This is a genomic window from Rhodococcus sp. NPDC059968 (assembly GCF_042738615.1).
Lineage (GTDB): Bacteria > Actinomycetota > Actinomycetes > Mycobacteriales > Mycobacteriaceae > Rhodococcus_F.
Map to the genome: position 1 here is coordinate 86,981 of NZ_JBHWUE010000013.1, position 17,079 is coordinate 104,059.

Below are 17,079 nucleotides of genomic sequence, written 5' to 3' on the forward strand. Positions count from 1 at the left end.
AGTACCCGTATTCGCCGTCCTCACACCGCGATGCCGCGACGCCAGGTGATTGTTTCGTTCGAGGCCAGGTTGGGGAAAGTGTTCTGTATGACCAACGAATCAGCTGGAGAGCCAACTCGCATCGTCGTGGTGGGAAGCGGCTTCGCCGGATTCGAATGCGCACGCGCTCTCGCGCGGCGCCTCCGGGGGACCGATGCCCGCATCACCATGATCTCGCCGCACGACTACATGCTCTACACCCCACTCCTGCCCGAGGTGGCCGGCGGAATCATGGACGCACGGTTCGTCACCGTTCCTCTGTCCGAGGCGCTGCCGAACGTCGAACTGGTGAAGGGCAGCGTCGATTCCGTCGACTTCGAAGCCCGCACAGTGCACGTGACCGACTGCGAGCAGGGCGTCGAGGACGTGGCCTGGGACCGGGTGGTGCTCACCCCGGGATCGGTGACCCGCCTGTTCGACATTCCCGGTCTCGCCGCGCACGCCAGGGGGCTCAAGACGCCGGCTGAGGCGCTGTACTTCCGCGACCAACTCCTCACCCAGATCGAACTCGCCGAACGGGACACCGACCCCCGGGTCGCCGACGCCCGCCGGACGGTCGTCGTGGTGGGTGCGTCCTACGCGGGCACGGAACTCACCGCCCAACTGCGCGCCCTCGCCGACGAAGCGGCCGCGCGGCGGAACCTCGACCCCGCGAAGATTCGGTTCCTGCTGCTCGACGCCGCCGACAAGGTGATGCCGGAGGTGGGGGAGAAGCTGGGCGCCAAGGTGCTGGACGTGCTGCGCGCCCGCGGCATCGAAGTTCGACTGGAAACCACGCTGACGGAACTCGGACCCGAACATGTCACGCTCGACGACGGCACCGTGATCCCCACCCGCACCGTCGCCTGGGTGACGGGAGTGACCGCCAGCCCCCTCATCGACACGCTCGGGCTGCCCACCGAGAAGGGACGGTTGACGGTGCGACCCGACCTCTCGGTGGACGGGCATCCCGACGTCTTCGCAGGCGGCGACGCCGGGGCTGTTCCCGATCCGAAGAACAGCGGTTCGATCACCCCTCCTACCGCCCAGCACGCCGTCCGGCAAGGCCAGGCCCTGGCCCGCAACGTCGCGGCAAGCCTGGGCGTCGGCGACCCGAAACCGTACAGCCACCGCGACATGGGCCTCGTCGTGGATCTCGGCCCGGGATTCGCCGTCGCGAACCCCCTCGGCATCCAGCTGTCGGGGTTCCTGGCGAAGGTGGTCACGCGCGCCTACCACCTCTATGCCATGCCGAACGCGGCGAATCGGTGGGCGGTCGCTCTCGCCTACCTCACCGATCTGCTGTTCCCCCGCCCACTCGTGTCGATCGGGCTGGTCACCGATTCGGAATCACGGTTCGCGGCCGGCGAGGGCGTAGGAGTCTAGGACCCCAGCAACCTTGCCAGCGGACTGGACTCGAGGTGATCCAGCAGGTCCTGTGCGTCCTCGAACACCGCCTCCGCGCCGGCTTCGGTCAATTCGGCCCGGGAAATGCCCCCGCTGAGAAGACCGACGAAGGTGACACCTGCCCGCGACGCCGCCTCGCCGTCCCACACGGCGTCGCCCACCATCACCGCAGTGTCCGACGACGTGGAAGATCGGTCCATCGCTGCGCGAACCACTCCGGGATCCGGCTTGGCATGATCGACGTCCCCGGACGACGTGGTGTGCGCGATGTGCGAGTCGACCGACAAGATCTCCCGCAACACGTCCAGCTCCTCCTCGGGAGCGGAGGTGGCGAGGACGACTTGCACACCGCGCCGGTGCAACTCCCGGATCAACTCCCGGGCTCCGGAAAGCGGCCGCATGCTGTCCCGCGCGCCGAGGTAATACGTCGTGTGGAGATCCTTCGCGCGGTCCCCGAGCGTGTCCGCGTCGCCGCCGAGTAGCGATTGCAGGAGAAGCGACGAATTCAGTCCGATCGCGCGATGCACCCGCCACGCGTCCACGTCGTGCCCGACCTCCCGGAACGCCCGCTGCCACGCCCGCACGTGCAGATAGTTGGAGTCGACCAACGTGCCGTCGACGTCGAACAGCACTGCTCGGGCGGCGGACGGGGATTCCGGAGACATGGTCTCGAGCAAACCACAGTGCCCGGTCCGTGGCGACCGTTGCGCGGCTCACGTTTTCGATGCGGTAAACGAGGGTAAGCGCGGAGAGTCCGTCAGGTACTCGTTCGAGGGAGTGGTCGTCATCGAGGCACATCACGACACGTCGGCTTCGGCCTCGGACGTGTGGTCCGTTCTCGCCAACGGGTGGCTGTACCCGTCCTGGGTGGTCGGCGCGTCACGCATGCGGGCCGTCTCCGCCGACTGGCCCGCCGTCGGAAGCCGTTTGCATCATTCGGTCGGTGCCTGGCCGGCGTTGATCGACGACTCCACCGAGGTCCTCTTCGCCGAAGAGAATCGTGAACTTCGGCTGCTGGCAAAAGTGACCCCCACGAAGGCAGTTGTGCGTCTGCGACTGGAGCCGCGTGAATCCGGCTGCCACCTCCAGATGTCCGAGGCCGCGGCCTCCGCACCGTTGACCTGGGTTCCGCGGATGGCGCAAGACCTCGCGGTCCTCCCGCGAAATCTGGAGTGCCTGCGCCGGCTCTCGTTCCTCGCCGAGCGAAACACGAAACCCTGACGCCGTGACAGTGCGGACAGTTGACGCCGTCGTCATCGGTGCCGGGCCCAACGGGCTCGCCGCGACGGCGACCCTGGCGGAGGCCGGCTGGGATGTCGTCCTCCTCGAACAGCAACCGGAACCGGGTGGCGCCGTCAGGTCGGCAGAACTCTTCCCGGGTTTCCGCACCGACCTGTTCAGCGCGTTCTATCCCCTGGCGGCGGTGTCTCCGGCGATCCGGCACCTCGACCTCGAGGGTGTGGGGCTGCGATGGAGTCAGGCACCCGCCGCGGTCGGGCACCCCAGGCACCCGGACGACGACGATGCCCCACTGATCCACCGGGACGCGACCTACACCGCGGCCGACCTCGAGCGCAGGCAACCTGGGGACGGACAGGCGTGGCTCCGCCTCTTCGAGCAGTGGAAGGACGTGAAGGAACCGTTCCTCGACACCCTCTTCAGCCCGTTTCCCCCAATCCGTGGACCACGGCGACTGTTGTCGCAGCTCGGCACCGCGGAAGCCCTCCGGTTCGTGCGTTTCCTCATGCTACCCGCACGCCGGATGACGCACGAGTTGTTCGACGGAGACTCGGCCCGAGTATTGTTGCTGGGCAACGCAATGCACGCCGACACGCCTGTCGACGCACCGGGAAGCGGAGTCATGGGATATCTCCTGACCATGCTCGCCCAGGACGACGGGTACGTCGTCCCGGTCGGTGGGGCCGGCGCGCTCACCGCCGCGATGGCGGAACGGGCGAGACGGAACGGCGCAGAAATCAATTGCGGCGAGGAGGTGACGTCGATCGAGGTCACCGGGGGAGCGGCGACACAGGTTCGGACAGCGGGCGGCGACCGCTATCTGGCCAGACGCGCGGTGCTCGCGGATGTCTCCGCGCCCGCACTGTACGGACGGTTGCTGGATTCCTCGGTGGTCCCGGCGGGCGTCCGAGCAGACCTCGAGAAGTTCGAATGGGATACCCCCGTCGTCAAGGTGAACTACGCGCTCGACCGCAAGATTCCGTGGCGGTCGCGGAGCCTCGAATCCGCCGGAACCGTGCATCTGGGCGCCGACGACAACGGACTGGTCCGGTGGATGGCCGACCTGACCACAGGCGTGATCCCGACGCACCCGTTCCTGCTGTTCGGTCAGATGACGACGTCCGACCCCAGCCGTTCGCCCGAGGGAACCGAAAGTGCCTGGGCCTACACGCATCTGCCACGGGGAGTCACGGACGACGAGTCGGCCGAGTTGCTGGCGCACCGGGTGGACGCGATGCTCGAAGCGCACGCGCCGGGGTTCGCCGAGCGGGTGGTGGGGCGCAACGTGCAGCGTCCGGGCGACCTCGAGGCGAGCAACGCGAACCTGCACGGCGGCGCCGTCAACGGCGGCACCGCCCAGCTGTACCAGCAGCTCGTCTTCCGCCCGACCCCGGGTTCGTCCGGGCCCTACACATCGATCGACCGGCTGTACCTGGCCAGCTCGGCCACCCATCCGGGCGGCGGTGTCCACGGTATGTGTGGATACAACGCCGCCCGTGCCGCCCTGGCCGACCACGGACGGTGGGGGCTGGTGCGGCGGAAGGTCCGTGGTCGCATCCTCGACCTCGTGGTCACCCCCGACGGTAAGCGGTCGCCGCGCCACCGCTGAGTGTCAGGACCGTCAGGAGTCGATGCGGTCCAGTAGCCAGCGCGGACCGATCGTGCGGGCCCCGAGCGCCTCGACTCGGTCGCGGAGTCCCCGGTCTGCGGTGACGACCATGATCGGCCGGGCGCCGTCCTCCTCGACTGCTGCGGCCACCACGTCCACGATCGCGTCGTCGCCCGAACCGTCCGCCGCTACCACGTGCAGGCCCTCGAATTCCGGATCCGTCGCATCGGTGACCGCGGCCTTCGCCGCGCCTTCGAGGACGACCACCACCTCGGCAGGCTGGTCCAGGCGCTGTTCGAGGGTACCGAGCTCGGCGAGCAGTCGTCGGGCCGCGCCGGCACGATCACGCCACCAACCGTCGGGTCGCGAGCCGACGACGTTCGCAGCATCCACCACAACCAGCGCAGTCCTGTCGTCAGCCACGCCCTCAGTCTCCTCTCTCGCGTGCTGTAGGTGCTATGACAGAGGTGAGGGTCCGTCGTGGCGAGGAGGCCGATATGGATGTCCGCTTCATCTCCCGTGACGGTGTCCGTTCGTGTGCGGTGACGGAACTGAGGGAGTTGCTGGGTCGGCCCGACGGACTGGTCTGGGTGGATGTCCCGACCTGGGACGACCAGGCGAACGACGCATTGACCACGGTTTTCGGCTTTCACCCACTCGCCGTGCGGGATTCGATGAACCGCAATCAGGTGCCGAAGGTGCACAGATATGTGGACCACCTCTTCGTGGTTCTGCACGCGCCACAGTCGGGAGCGCACGGGCACGTGCATTACGTCGAACTGGACCAGTTCATCGGCAGCCGGTACCTGGTGACGGTGCACGGCCCGGTGAATCCTGCGATCGATCCCTCGACCGCAATGGTCGAGGTGAATGCGGTACTGGGCCGGCTGGAGTCGGGGAAGTTGCAGCCGGGCACCGCGTTCGAGTTGTCGTTCGCGTTGCTCGCCGCGTTGACGGCTCGGATGCGGGCGTACACCGCCGAGCTGACCAAGGACGTGTGGAAGCTCGAGCAACAGGTCACCGGCGGGCACCTCGGTAATCCGGAAACCTTTCTCGACGAGATGTTCCGGGTCCGACACGGTCTACTCACCGTCGGCACCATGGCCGCGTTGAGTCGAGAGGTCTACGGCCGGATGGTCACCATCGAGGCGTTCGGCATCGGTAAAGGGCAAGACCTCCTGCTCGATGCGGTCGACCAGTTCCAGCATCTGACCGTGATGGCCAAGGGGCAGAAGGACTACCTCCAGGGCACGATCGAGTTCTACCAGGCACGCACGAACACCAAGATGACCATCGCCGCAGAGCGACTCGCCGTCATCGCGGCCGTCACGTTGCCGATCACGGCCCTGTCCTCGATCATCGGCATGAATGTGATCGTGAACGAACGGACACAATGGCTCGCGGTGGCCGCGATCGTGCTCGTGATGCTCGCCATGTCCGGGGCCCTGCTCGTCTGGGCGAAGCGCAAAGGCTGGTTCTGAGGCGCGTGTAGTTGCGTTCACCGGGGGAGTGGTGGATTCGGCGGCAGGGCGCGCCTGTCGCGGGGGAGGGCGCTGCCGGGCCGCCCGAAGTGACCACAGGGAAGTGGGGTATCTCGCCCAACAATCAGTCGGTCAGGGGGTCGCGTGCGAGCGCGAATGGCGTCTCCACCGGTCATCGCACTCGATTCTCGCCCATTTCCACCGCATGAGTCGGACCGTCACGGAACTACGTAGTTTTCCGAATTCACCTTGGTTACCTAAGTACAAAACAACGGTCGTCACCGCGAGCATCACCGTTCTTCACCACAACAATCACGTCAATACCACGCAAATACGCAACGGCTGGGGGAGCAGAGCGAATGCCTGCCGCTCAGGTCAACTGCGCAGCTGCGTGTTGAGCCGTGCGGCCTGTCGCGTGAGGTGGTCGCGTTCGGGGAGGTTGGGCGCCGATCGGGCAGCTTCGGCGTAGAGCCGTGCTGCGGTTACCGGGTCACCGTCACGCTCGTGGAGGTACGCCGCGACCGCGGCGTAGCGGGGCAGGGTGGGGTCGAGTCCAGTCAGGGTGGCCAGGCCTGCCCTCGGGCCGTCTGCCTCGCCGACCGCGACGGCCCGGTTGAGCCGGGCCACCGGGCTGTCGGTGAGGCGCACCAGTTCGTCGTACCACTCGACGATCTGCAACCAGTCGGTCTCCGCGGCCGTCTGGGCGTCGGCGTGGAGCGCAGCGATGGCGGCTTGGGCCTGGAACTCGCCCAGTCGGTCGCGGGTGAGGGCTGCCTGGAGCACGACGACGCCCTCGGCGATCAGGCGGGTGTCCCACAGGCTGCGGTCCTGCTCGGCAAGCGGCACGAGGCTGCCGTCGGTGCGGGTCCGTGCCGGGCGCCGCGCGTGGTGGAGCAGCATGAGCGCGAGCAGGCCCGCGACCTCCTCATGGTTCGTCTTGGCCGCCAGCTGGCGAGTGAGCCGGATCGCCTCGGCGGCGAGATCGATACTGCCGCCATAGCCCTCGTTGAAGACCAGGTAGAGCACGCGCAGCACCGTGGCGACGTCGCCGGGCTGGTTGAACCGGACTTCCGAGACGGTCCGCTTGGCCCTGCTGATCCGCTGGGCCATGGTCGACTCGGGCACGAGGTAGGCCTGCGCGATCTGTCGCGTGGTCAGGCCGCTGACCGCGCGCAGCGTCAGCGCGACGGCCGAAGCGGGTGTCAGGGACGGGTGCGCGCACAGGAAGTACAGCTGGAGTGTGTCGTCCACCGCCTCGCCCGGGCCGGGCGAGGGTTCGGCCTCGACGCGGACCTCGCGGTGTCGTCGCGAGGAATCGGCGCGGGTGGCGTCGAGGAACTTGCGCCAGGCCACGGTGACCAGCCAGCCCTTGGGGTCCCGCCGCGGGTCGTCCGGCCACGCGCGCACGGCCTCGATCAGGGCGTCCTGCACGGCGTCCTCGGCCGCGGCGAAGTCGGCTCCGCGACGGACGAGGACGCCGATCACGGTGGGGGTGAGGGTCCGCAGCAGGGCGTCGTCCACTGTGTGTCACTCCGTGATGGTCGGGGGCGCGGTCAGGAACGGGCGCACCTCGAGCCACTCGTGGATCGGTTTCCCACCCGCACCCGGAGCAGCGGACAACTCGCCGGCCAGCTCGAGCGCCCGCTCGTAGGTCTCGACGTCGATCACCATCCAGCCGGCGATGAGGTCTTTGGTCTCCGCGAACGGGCCGTCGGTGACCGGCGGCCGTCCCTCGCCGTCGTAGCGGACGAACGTGCCCTCCGGGGAGAGTGCTTGACTGTCGACGAACTCGCCGGTGCCCTCGAGCCGAGCGGCGAAGTCCTGCATGTACTGCACGTGGGCAGAGATCTCCTCCGGCGTCCACTGGTCCATCGGCACGTCGTTGAGCGATGCCGGCGCGCCACGGTAGTGCTTGAGCAGCAGGTACTTGGTCATCATGTTCTCCTTGGTGCGGTGAGGCCCATTCTGGCCGTTTTCACTCCGGGGACGAAGCCGCGCGCGTGTTCTCGACATCCCTGCACGGATATCTCTCGCATTGTCGTTTTCCGCGACGGACCGTCAGCTGATCTGCTCCGCCGGTTCGACGATGATCCCCTCCGGGCCGCGGACGTGCCAGAGCCGATAGCTGTCCTCGTAGCGCTCCAGCTCGATTCTCGACACCCGGAAGCTTGCGGAGTTCCTGGCACCCAGATCGAATACGCGAACGGTGAGGTGCTGAGTGTGAGCGGATCGGGGGAGCGCCTGCGATTGGTGGTGGATAGCACCGACTGGCGCGAGGGGCACGTTGTGATGTACAACATACTCGTAAGTTTGTGACTCAGGTCACTCAGCTGCTACAACGGGGAACGCCAACACATGACCCGCACCACGGTGCACCAGGACGATCAGCGCACAATGTCGCCGCCCTCTGCGGAGGAGCCGCCACGCCGCCACACGCTGCGTCCGACCGTGTACATCGCCTCTGTCTCGGCTGCAACCGCAACCGCGCCTGCCGTCGTCGTGACAGGATCCGTCCTCGTCGCGGTGGCCACTTCCGTATCAGTTCTCGCCGCCGTAGTACTCGCCGCGCTCCTGATCTGACCGTCCCTCTCGCGGACAAACCCCTCGACCACCACGCGGCACTCGCCGGCGCAGCAGACAGAAAGCACTCATATGAACGCCTTCATCACGCCCACTTCCGCCCGCAATCGCGGCTTCGCCCCTTCCCGTGGCTCGATGAGCACAGTGGAGATCAAGAACCGTATCGAAGCAATGTTCCGCGAGGACGACGAGCGCGAGTCGAAGGCAGTCCGAGCGGAGTAGTCCCTTCGTCGGCTCTCAGTCCCTTTCGCTGCGCACTTCCGCCAGAAGTTGCGAGTCGAGAGAGACCCGCACCAGGGCCGCTGCCAGTTCTGCAACTCGGGCCCTCCGGGGCAAGGGCGGACAGTGCATCGGGATCGTCGGGCAGCCCCAGCTCACGCGCAGACTCGCTCGCTCGCGTGTCGAAGTAGGGGCGCACCCACGTCCACGCGTCCTGCACTTCCCGGAGAAAGATGTCGGCGCCCACCGGACCGATCCCGTCGAACTCCGTCAGTAACCGCACTGCCGCGGAGATCTCGTGTTCGCAGGCGCGGGCAAGCCGACGCAGGTCGCCGCCATACTCGTCGTCGACGCGAACCGCGGCAGCGTGCAGACGGGTAGCTGTGCTCTCGTCATAGCGCACGTAACCTGCCCTGCCGAGTGCGGAGATGATCGTGTGGTGGTCAGCCGCGCGCACCGCGCGTGGGCTCCGCATGCCCGCTCGGAACAGTTCCCTGGCCGCCGCTACAGCGATCTCCGAGGAGATCCGCGCGCTCAGCAGCAATGGCAGCGTCAGCAGTTGGAAAGAGGCGCGGGGGTGTCCTTCAGGGTCACGTGCGACGCAGAAGCGTACGTCGGACCGGCCTTGTCGAGAAGCACACGCGCCAATTCCGCGACGCCTGCTTTCGGATGCTTACGAGTGGGCTGCTGCCCGGACATGTCCACTCCGATCAGCTGTGTGCGATTTTCTCCACCCTGTCGAAGGCGTCGCGAACCGTGCGGCACGTGGGGATCCTCGTGTCGAGGCCGATGGCCTCGACAGGCCGGAGCACCGCCCGATTACCTGCCAACACCCATGTAATGTGCTGCCGCCTAGCAGATTCCGCAAACTCCGACAGTATCGACAAGCCCGAGGTTCCGACGAAGTCGACTGCAGTCATATCGACGATGATGCGTGACGAGGAGCCCCCGTCAGTCAGGTGTGCGAGGGCAAGCGCGAAGGAAGGCGCGGCGAGCACATCGATGTCGCCGGAGATTCGTCCCACAGTGGCGTCGACGTCCGGCGCGAATTCGACGGCCATCCGCAGTCCACGGTCGTTGGTGAGCGCATCCCGTGTGCGGCGTCGGGTCCGCCGTGCAGTCAGGGGAGCGACTCGGAACGACGTGCGTGATGGTTTCATGATCCTCCCATCGCGTGCAATCTGCGGGGGTCGCGAGCCGTGGGCCGGAAGGAGCACAGCGGCACCAAGCCCGCAGTGGGAGTGCACACGATATTTGTCCACCGCGCACTGCTGCGGCCTTCGGACAATCTGCGGCTGTGTTCTCAACCACGCGCGATCAACACTACTTCTACACCAGACGGGCATCAACCGATTGCCAAGGCCGGTCGAACGGCGGCGACCCAACCACATGAACCGCCGTCACCCGCCCGATCTCGAACGGTGAGCTCGCGTCAGTCGAACTTCGAATTGTGATGCGCGATGACTTCCCGTGCGACACCCGTGAGCTTCATGTTGATGTCCTGCGACGTCTTGCGCAGCAGGTCGAAGGCCCTGCCCTCGGAGATGTCATGGAATGCCATCAACAGTCCGATGGCCTTTCCGATCTCGCGGTTGCTTGCCAGACCCTCACGCAGCGTCTGCGCTTCCTGGTGTTCGTGGAGCGCTGTCAGCGTCACCGCCGCGAACGCCGTGATCAGAATCGCCTGATCAATCGCGTCGTCGGTGAACTCTCCGGCGTTGTCCGAGAACAGATTGAGTGCGCCTACCTTGCGGCCGCGGATCATGAGCCGGAAGCCGGCCGCGCCCCGGACCGGGGTTTCGGCAACAGCCCGACGGGCAAGGCGTGGCCACTGCGTCGAACGGGCGAGCTCGGTCTCGACCTGCGGTGCGTCGGTCTCGATCGCATCGAGGCAGGGCCCTTCCTGCTCGGCTCGTTCGAGCGCGTCGACTTGGGCTGCGACGTCGTCGCTCGCAGCCACGGTGACGTGGCGACCGTTCTCCTTCAGCATGAGGCTGGCGTGGGCACACCCGGGGATCAGGGTGGCGGCGGCATCACAGATGGCCTGGTAGACCTGAGCGAAGTCGTCGCCGTTGTACACCATCTCGGCCAGCTTCGCGAAGACAGCGCTGGGTCCGTCGCCTCCGATACGCGTCATCTCCGAAGGATCATTCGGCATCATTCGCCTCCCGAGGTGCACCAACGCGGCGTGAACCGGCGTCGCAGTTCTCGCGACGTCCGATCAATTCTGCCAGAACGGTAACGACCACCGGTGGGCCGAGGGTGGGTCGGCATCGCGCGGGGGAGTCCTCCGCTCGGGTATTGCCCGGTCCCGGAGTTGGTTGCTAGAGTCGAACATGTATTCGAACGACCTTGGGGGAGGTTGGTTGTGGGAGAATTGATGGCGCCGGATCTGGCTGAGTTGCGCGCGTTCACGGCGCGGCTGCGGGCGGTTTCCGCTGACGGGGATGCGGGGTTGGGGATCGATCTGCTCGATGCGATCGAGGCGTTGAAGTCGGTCGGGGTGTGCGGCGCACGCGGTGATCACCGACGACGTCGCGACGAATATCCGTGCCGACCGCAGGGCTCGGCGACTTCCGCAGTCCGAGTGGGGTCGGGGTATTGCGTCGCAGATTGCGTTGGCGCGCAGGGAGTCCCCGAACCGCGGCGGTCGACATCTGGGGTTCGCGCAGGCTCTGGTGCACGAGATGCCCCACACGTTGGCCATGTTGCGGACCGGCCGGTTGAACGAATGGCGTGCGACGTTGCTCGTGCGGGAAACAGCGTGCCTGTCCGCGGCAGATCGGGGAATCGTCGACCGCCGGTTGTGCTCGGTCCCGGCCACCCTCGACGGGGCCGGCCATCCTCGACGGGGTCGGCGACCGCGGAAACGGAGCCTCGTTGGCGTCGGGTGTGCCGGTAGCGGTGAATCTCGTGCTCTCGGACGAGACGCTGCTGGCCGGCGGCCAGGAGGCTGCGCTGCTGCAGGGGTTCGGGCCGGTGCCGGCGGAGATCGCGCGGCAACTGGTGGCCAACGCCATCGATAGTGACACCGAGACGTCGCTGCGGCGGGTGTATTCGTGCCCGCAGTCGGGTGCGTTGACGGCGATGGAGTCGCAGTCTCGGACGTTCCCGAAAAGCCTGCGGACGCTGATCGACCTTCGCGACCGCACGTGCCGCACCCCTGGGGCGATACCCCGATCCGCCGTCACGACCACATCCGCTCCCGCCGAAGGCGGGGTGCCACGAGCGTGCACAACGGGTCCGGGCTGTGCGAGGCCTGCAACTACGCGAAGGAAGCACCGGGGTGGACGGCCCGCCCAGTACACAACCCGGGCCGCACCCACCTCATCGACCTCGGCACCCCGACCGGGCACCACTACCGCTCGGTCGCGCCACCACTCCCGGCCCCGGCCCGAGAGTCGAAGGTCGAGACCGTTCTGATCACACACCTCCGCGCCTCGTGAACGACGTCTGCCGAGCGGAGGTGTAACACCGTTGCTGCAATGTGCGACTTGTCTGTTAACGCGTTGACACCTACTCGGGTGTTCGACACGGGCTACGAACGGATGGGGTAGACCATGGAACGTCGCGTTTCAGTACGCAAGGTCGCGCATCGACGAAGGATCGCAGGCAGTCTGGTCGCGCCCGGCGCGTTGGGGCTGGCGGCCTTGCTCGCGACACCGTGGTCGAACCCGGGTTCACCCGCCACGACGGCGACAGCCCTGACGGCGGCGGCCTCGGACGCGTGTTACGACATGGTGAGTATCGCCGTTGCCGGGCGCGGTGACACCCCACGCGAGGGGACCCGGATGCTCGTGGCGCCCGACGGCACGCGGCTTCCCGCGTCGTACTCCAGCGACTACAGCAGTCCCTGGATCGACGAGGTGGTGAATGCTCCGCAGCAATCCGTCGGCGGGGGGTCCTATGCCGCGGTCTACGTCGAGTATCCGGCCAACATGAATTCGTACGAGGACGCCGTGAACGCCGGCGTCGACAACACCGAAACCGTCATGCGTTCGATTCACGCGTCGTGCCCGGACACGAAGTTCTCGATTGTCGGCTACAGCGAGGGCGCCGATGTGGCGCGGCGGGTTGCGATGGAGGTCGGCAACCAGGACGGCCAGGACGGCTCATACGACATTCTCGATCCCGCGTCCGTGGTCGGCGTCGTCATCCTGGCGGATGCCGGCCGCAACCTCGGGGGAGGAGCATTTCCCGGCGCCGAGAACGAATTCCGCAATCCCGACGGCTTCGACCTTGCTTATCAGTCGGGGCAGTCGGGCACGTCCGGGCGGGGAGCATTGCCCGGCACGTCGGGCAGTTTCGGTGCCCTGGACGGGAAGGTGGCCTCGTTCTGCTCGGAAGGCGACTTGACCTGCTCCGCACCCGAGAACATTGCACTACTGCAGCTCGCGATCAACGTGGGACGGCAATTGAACGTCGACTCGTTGCAGAAGGATGGGCTGACCCCTGCGACGGGACAGGACCTCGCGGTGGTACTCGGGCAGGTCGCTCTTGCCGCGTTCGCGGACATTCAGTCGCAAGACAATTGGATGCAGTCCGATGAGACGTTCCTCGATGTCCTGGTCAAGGTGTCCGATCCGGCCTACAAGCCCGATACCGTTGCGGCGCAATCGGACACGTCAGCTGGTCCGATCTCGTCGAATCAGGCGGTCGACTTGGTCTACCTGCCCGCGAAGGTGCGGAACGAGATCATCGGGTTCATCGCGGACAACCAGAACACGATCCAGGTGGCGATGAGCGACCCGTATCAGCAGACACTGGGGGAGGGGACCGGCCATCACTTCGACTACTGGCGTGATGCGAACGCCGGCAGCGGGAAACCGCTGACTTCTGCCCAGTACGCTGCGGCCTGGTTGACGCACCTGGCGCAGGAGGCGGAGAAAGGCGAGGCGCGCGCGGCCGCAGCGGAACCGTCGACCGCGAAGCTCGCCGCTGCCTCCACGAAGGAAACGGAAACGGCTCAGGTCGCTCCCACCACCACCGACAGCGCGAAAGAGGCTCAGCTGGCGAGCAACCCGGTCGGCGCGACCACGACGACCAGCAGTTCGCCGACACCCACGACAACGGTCGCGACGACTACTTCGCCGGAACCCACGACAGCCGTGGAGGTGGCGGCAGAAACCACGACCCCGCCGTCGGCGACGCAGGCCGTCTCGGAAACATCCGTGGTGACCACCACCGCGGCGGAACCCATTGCGACCAAGGCATCGGAGTCACCGACGACCACCACGCCGGTCGTGACCACGACGACGCTTCAGCCGGCGGCTGGGTGACGCCCGATCAGCCCTGCTCGGCTTCGTGTGCCGCACGTTCGAGACGGGTCCGGTAGCTCTGCCCCGGCCGGGCGCGTCGAGCGGCAGCGTCCGGATGGTGTCGTCGGTGTGCGCCCACGCTGTGCGGTGCTGCCCGACGATGTACTCGCGTGACTCGTCAGCGGTCGCCCACATGTCCACATTGCGTCGCGGGCGGCTTGGAGGCAGCGGTGGAGGTCCACCTTCGGATCTGTCAATGCCCTTCCTGATCGGTCAGTGTCTGACCCTCGAGAGCCTTGACGCGTCGCCGCTCGAGAAGGACCAGAGCCGTACCAAGGACGAGGCACAGGACGCACGCGATTCCACCGATCAGCGCCCAGCCCTCGAATCCGTAGCCGGCCGCGACCAACGTCAATCCGAGCACGGCGATTCCGGCGGCGATCAGGATGTATCCCGGCCAGTTCCGGCTGTCGGTGATCGCCTCGCCGGCGTGATTGCGCATGGTGTGGGCATCGTCCTGCGGGCGCGGCTCGGAGTTCAACTCACGGCTGGGTCCGTTGTCCGGCTGGTACGTCACTGCGTTCCTCCTGTGCTCGAGCGGTGATCCGAGTGTCGTCAGTCGGTCTCGGTTTCGGCGGCGGCGGAGTCCTCCGCCAATTCAGGTGCGTTCTCTCTGGTGGCCATGCCGCCGTCCTTGCCGTGGTCGACAGGTCCCGGGCGGCCACCTTTCGGCTCGTCCTTCTCACCATGGGTGGTGTCCTCGGTCATGATCACACTCTCCTTCAGTGGCTGTGGCTGTGGCTGTGCCGACGGCGCTTTCGCAGACGAGGAAGGCAACGACGAATGCGGTGACGAGCCCGGCGGTCATGGCACCGCGGGGTTGCTCACGAACCCTCGCGAGTTCGTGACGCGCTTCGGCTTTCGCGCGTGCGGGCACGTCCACTTTGCGGTGCAGCGCATCGACGGTGGACGCCAGCGCGGCTCGCTGCTGGTCGACGGAATCTTCCGGTTGCGGCTGTGGGTCGGTCATCGAAGCCCTTCCTTCACGGTGTCGACGTCGGCGCGAACGCTGTTCGCCGTCCGCTCCAGAGACTCCCGCTCCGATCCCGAAGCGTGTTCCTTTGTCTTTCACTTCGGTGAGTGCGTGGGTCATCTCGGTCCGTACGAGTCCCGATACCTGTTCGGTGAGTCGTTCGACGAGTTGGACCGTCGGCAGCTCGTCGAGATCGTGTGCAGCGCTGGGCGGTTGGACCCGCGGGACATCGGCGCGATGGATATCGGTCATGTCCGGCTCCTTCCTCGTCTCCGCTCCGCCTACCCGCGAGAGTTCCGGGCGAAACAGGATGCTCTCCCGCCGTGCTCATTGATCGGCGGATTCGCCAAACGCCACCACGCCGATCAGCGCCGGCGCGAGGGTGGCGATGCCGCAGGTTGCGAGGCGATGCGACGCAGCGACGAGATCCGGGAGCTCGTGCCGACGGACGAGCATGCGGAGCAGGCCGGCAGGTGCCACCGGGAGCATGGTCGACGTCACCGACAGTGCGACGATCGCCAGTTGGATGGCAACCTGGCTGTCCGAGAGGTCCTCGAACCGTTGCAGGGACGGCAACGCCAACAGGACCCGGTGCGTAGCTGCACGCCGGTCCTCGGCTGTCCATCCGTCACGAGTATCCGACTCCCGGTGTCGAGGGCACGATTTCGCGTGGGTACGGGGAGAGCGACGGAACCGGGCCTGCCCATCGTGAGATGGACAGGCCCGGTTCCGGGGTGCGGGGTACTAGCGTCGCCCGGCGGTGCTTCGCCCGGTCACGAGCTTGACCAGGAACAGGAGTATCACCGCGCCGAGTAGGCAGGTGAAGAAGCTGAACCACAGACCGCCGCCTTCGACATCGGTGCCGAAGAGGCGGAGGATGAAGCCGCCGAGGAGACCGCCGACGATTCCGACGACGATGTTGAGGATGATCCCCATCTGAGCGTCGGTCTTCATGATCTTGCTGCCGATCCACCCGGCGAGGCCGCCGATGATGATCCAGCCCAGAATTCCCAGTCCTAGCACGTATCAGTCCTTTCAGGGGAGAGTGGTGACCGGCGATGGTCGATTCCACTCGGAGAAGAGACGCTCGGTGCAGCCGGTCGTGATCCGGCCCGCACCCGTCTCACTGTTCGGCGCGCTGGCGTGCTTCCTGCGCTTCGGCCTTGCCTCGGGCCTTCTCCGCTTCGGCTTCCTTTGCGGCGGCCTCGCGTTGCGCCGCGGCTTTGTCCTGCTGCGCCTTGCCCTCGCGGGTGAGATCGTCCTGACCGGACACCGCACCCGCGGCTTCCTTCGCTTTACCCTTGACGTCTTCGACGACGCCCTTGACGGCCTCTGCCGGACCGCTGTTGTTCTCAGCCATGTTCGTCACCTTTCGGTTGTGGGTGGGAGATCTGCCAGTGCTCACCGCGCTTGCGCGGCTGCCTGCTTCTCGGAGTGCGCGCCGTCGTTGGAGAGGCTGCCGCCGGAGTTCTCGAGGTGGGCGCGGACGAACCACTGGAACTTCTCGAGTTCTCCGGTCTGCCCGATGAGAAGGTCCTCGGTGATCGGGTCGAGCTCGCCCGTCTCGGAGACGGCCTTGCGGTTGTCCTCGACGACACCGCTGTAGACGAGGTCGAGGGCACCGAGGTGCGCCTGCGCCGTGTCGCGCTTCACCGAGTAGTCATCCCAGGTGCGGTCGCGGGCGATCGCGGCCGGGGTGCCGTCGGGCGACTTCCCCAGCGCGGCGATGCGTTCGGCGACGGCGTCCGCGTAGCCACGCACCAGCTCGACCTGCGGGTCGATCATTTCGTGCACGCCGATGAAATTCGGACCCACCACGTTCCAGTGAACGTGCTTGAGCGTCAGATGAAGATCGTTGTATGCGCTGAGCCGCTTCTGAAGTATATCGGCGACTCGCGCTCCCTGATCGTCGGAAAGACCTGGCACGGTGAACTTCGACATTCTCGGTCCTCTCTTTCGCTACTACCTGCCGGCGAAACTTCGAGGCATTGGGTGCCCCGCTCCGGTTGCGGGGAGACGAGGCGTCGGATGAACTCACCGCGTACCCGTGGTGAGAAGTCTCGAATCACCGGGACCCTGCCTCGCCGCAACTTGCGTTCGTGTCGAACAACGTTCCTGACTCGATCGCTGAAGTTCCGACAACCCGACCGTACTACAAAATCTATGTCGAGCAAATCAGATCTTCTGCGGGGTGCGAAGCGGATGCGTTGGGGCCGGCAGATCTCGATTGTGCAA

20 protein-coding genes and 2 pseudogenes are annotated in these 17,079 nt (G+C 66.5%); 8 read left to right on the top strand and 14 right to left on the bottom strand.

Going from position 1 to position 17,079, the window contains the following annotated elements; all coding sequences use genetic code 11:
* The first annotated feature begins 87 nt into the window (after positions 1-87).
* Positions 88-1,404, top strand: coding sequence for an NAD(P)/FAD-dependent oxidoreductase (locus ACFWAY_RS14225; protein WP_378510996.1), 1,317 nt, complete (start codon positions 88-90; stop codon positions 1,402-1,404).
* On the opposite strand, the gene ACFWAY_RS14230 is transcribed toward ACFWAY_RS14225, so the two are convergent.
* Complete coding sequence (locus ACFWAY_RS14230; protein WP_378510997.1) at positions 1,401-2,090, bottom strand: HAD family hydrolase; 690 nt, start codon at positions 2,088-2,090, stop codon at positions 1,401-1,403. The genes ACFWAY_RS14225 and ACFWAY_RS14230 overlap by 4 nt on opposite strands.
* Before the next feature lie 112 nt (positions 2,091-2,202).
* Here ACFWAY_RS14230 and ACFWAY_RS14235 point away from each other — a divergent pair, with 112 nt between their 5' ends.
* Together ACFWAY_RS14235 and ACFWAY_RS14240 are read left to right on the top strand one after the other, a co-directional pair.
* Positions 2,203-2,646: an SRPBCC family protein gene (locus ACFWAY_RS14235; RefSeq protein ID WP_378453136.1), complete on the top strand. Its 444-nt coding sequence runs from the start codon at positions 2,203-2,205 to the stop codon at positions 2,644-2,646.
* A gap of 4 nt (positions 2,647-2,650) precedes the next feature.
* Complete coding sequence (locus ACFWAY_RS14240; protein ID WP_378453135.1) at positions 2,651-4,273, top strand: phytoene desaturase family protein; 1,623 nt, start codon at positions 2,651-2,653, stop codon at positions 4,271-4,273.
* Positions 4,274-4,285: 12 nt separating this feature from the next.
* On the opposite strand, the gene ACFWAY_RS14245 is transcribed toward ACFWAY_RS14240, so the two are convergent.
* Positions 4,286-4,696: a hypothetical protein gene (locus ACFWAY_RS14245; protein ID WP_378510998.1), complete on the bottom strand. Its 411-nt coding sequence runs from the start codon at positions 4,694-4,696 to the stop codon at positions 4,286-4,288.
* A gap of 74 nt (positions 4,697-4,770) precedes the next feature.
* On the opposite strand from ACFWAY_RS14245, the gene ACFWAY_RS14250 reads away from it, so the two are divergent.
* Entirely contained in the window at positions 4,771-5,754 is a 984-nt protein-coding gene (locus ACFWAY_RS14250) for a magnesium transporter CorA family protein (protein ID WP_378453133.1), read from the top strand.
* Between the two features lie 375 nt (positions 5,755-6,129).
* Here ACFWAY_RS14250 and ACFWAY_RS14255 read toward each other — a convergent pair whose 3' ends face one another.
* Together ACFWAY_RS14255 and ACFWAY_RS14260 are read right to left on the bottom strand one after the other, a co-directional pair.
* Positions 6,130-7,275 carry an RNA polymerase sigma factor gene (locus tag ACFWAY_RS14255; protein WP_378510999.1) on the bottom strand — a complete coding sequence of 382 codons (1,146 nt, stop codon included), beginning with the start codon at positions 7,273-7,275 and terminating at the stop codon, positions 6,130-6,132.
* Between the two features lie 6 nt (positions 7,276-7,281).
* A complete protein-coding gene (locus tag ACFWAY_RS14260; protein WP_378453131.1) occupies positions 7,282-7,689 on the bottom strand; it encodes a YciI family protein in 408 nt (135 codons plus the stop codon).
* A 420-nt stretch (positions 7,690-8,109) separates the two neighbouring features.
* Here ACFWAY_RS14260 and ACFWAY_RS14265 point away from each other — a divergent pair, with 420 nt between their 5' ends.
* Together ACFWAY_RS14265 and ACFWAY_RS14270 are read left to right on the top strand one after the other, a co-directional pair.
* On the top strand, positions 8,110-8,334 hold the full coding sequence (locus ACFWAY_RS14265; protein WP_378453129.1) for a hypothetical protein: 225 nt from the start codon (positions 8,110-8,112) through the stop codon (positions 8,332-8,334).
* A gap of 72 nt (positions 8,335-8,406) precedes the next feature.
* Complete coding sequence (locus ACFWAY_RS14270; RefSeq protein WP_378453128.1) at positions 8,407-8,556, top strand: hypothetical protein; 150 nt, start codon at positions 8,407-8,409, stop codon at positions 8,554-8,556.
* Positions 8,557-8,571: 15 nt separating this feature from the next.
* On the opposite strand, the pseudogene ACFWAY_RS14275 reads toward ACFWAY_RS14270, so the two are convergent.
* From ACFWAY_RS14275 to ACFWAY_RS14285, 3 genes and pseudogenes are all read right to left on the bottom strand, one after another.
* A pseudogene (locus ACFWAY_RS14275) lies at positions 8,572-9,252 on the bottom strand (endonuclease).
* Positions 9,253-9,263: 11 nt separating this feature from the next.
* Entirely contained in the window at positions 9,264-9,614 is a 351-nt protein-coding gene (locus ACFWAY_RS14280) for an STAS domain-containing protein (RefSeq protein WP_378453127.1), read from the bottom strand.
* 371 nt (positions 9,615-9,985) lie between these two features.
* Entirely contained in the window at positions 9,986-10,711 is a 726-nt protein-coding gene (locus tag ACFWAY_RS14285) for an ANTAR domain-containing protein (RefSeq protein ID WP_378453126.1), read from the bottom strand.
* A gap of 222 nt (positions 10,712-10,933) precedes the next feature.
* Here ACFWAY_RS14285 and ACFWAY_RS14290 point away from each other — a divergent pair.
* Both ACFWAY_RS14290 and ACFWAY_RS14295 read left to right on the top strand, forming a co-directional pair.
* A pseudogene (locus tag ACFWAY_RS14290) lies at positions 10,934-11,999 on the top strand (HNH endonuclease signature motif containing protein).
* 114 nt (positions 12,000-12,113) lie between these two features.
* Entirely contained in the window at positions 12,114-13,832 is a 1,719-nt protein-coding gene (locus tag ACFWAY_RS14295) for a cutinase family protein (protein ID WP_378511000.1), read from the top strand.
* 232 nt (positions 13,833-14,064) lie between these two features.
* On the opposite strand, the gene ACFWAY_RS14300 is transcribed toward ACFWAY_RS14295, so the two are convergent.
* From ACFWAY_RS14300 to ACFWAY_RS14330, 7 genes are all read right to left on the bottom strand, one after another.
* The gene (locus ACFWAY_RS14300; protein ID WP_378453124.1) at positions 14,065-14,388 is read right to left on the bottom strand and encodes a hypothetical protein; all 324 of its coding nucleotides are present in this window, start codon (positions 14,386-14,388) and stop codon (positions 14,065-14,067) included.
* A gap of 38 nt (positions 14,389-14,426) precedes the next feature.
* The gene (locus tag ACFWAY_RS14305) at positions 14,427-14,579 is read right to left on the bottom strand and encodes a hypothetical protein (RefSeq protein WP_378453123.1); all 153 of its coding nucleotides are present in this window, start codon (positions 14,577-14,579) and stop codon (positions 14,427-14,429) included.
* Complete coding sequence (locus tag ACFWAY_RS14310; protein WP_378511001.1) at positions 14,554-15,096, bottom strand: phage holin family protein; 543 nt, start codon at positions 15,094-15,096, stop codon at positions 14,554-14,556. Before ACFWAY_RS14310 ends, ACFWAY_RS14305 begins: the two co-directional genes overlap by 26 nt.
* Before the next feature lie 75 nt (positions 15,097-15,171).
* Positions 15,172-15,426, bottom strand: a complete 255-nt coding sequence (locus ACFWAY_RS14315) for a DUF6328 family protein (RefSeq protein ID WP_378453121.1) — start codon at positions 15,424-15,426, stop codon at positions 15,172-15,174.
* Positions 15,427-15,588: 162 nt separating this feature from the next.
* Positions 15,589-15,867: a GlsB/YeaQ/YmgE family stress response membrane protein gene (locus ACFWAY_RS14320; RefSeq protein ID WP_009472647.1), complete on the bottom strand. Its 279-nt coding sequence runs from the start codon at positions 15,865-15,867 to the stop codon at positions 15,589-15,591.
* Positions 15,868-15,967: 100 nt separating this feature from the next.
* Positions 15,968-16,204 (bottom strand): hypothetical protein, encoded by a 237-nt coding sequence (locus ACFWAY_RS14325; RefSeq protein ID WP_005570747.1) that lies wholly within the window; start codon positions 16,202-16,204, stop codon positions 15,968-15,970.
* Positions 16,205-16,245: 41 nt separating this feature from the next.
* Entirely contained in the window at positions 16,246-16,785 is a 540-nt protein-coding gene (locus ACFWAY_RS14330; RefSeq protein WP_378453120.1) for a Dps family protein, read from the bottom strand.
* Positions 16,786-17,079 lie beyond the last annotated feature (294 nt).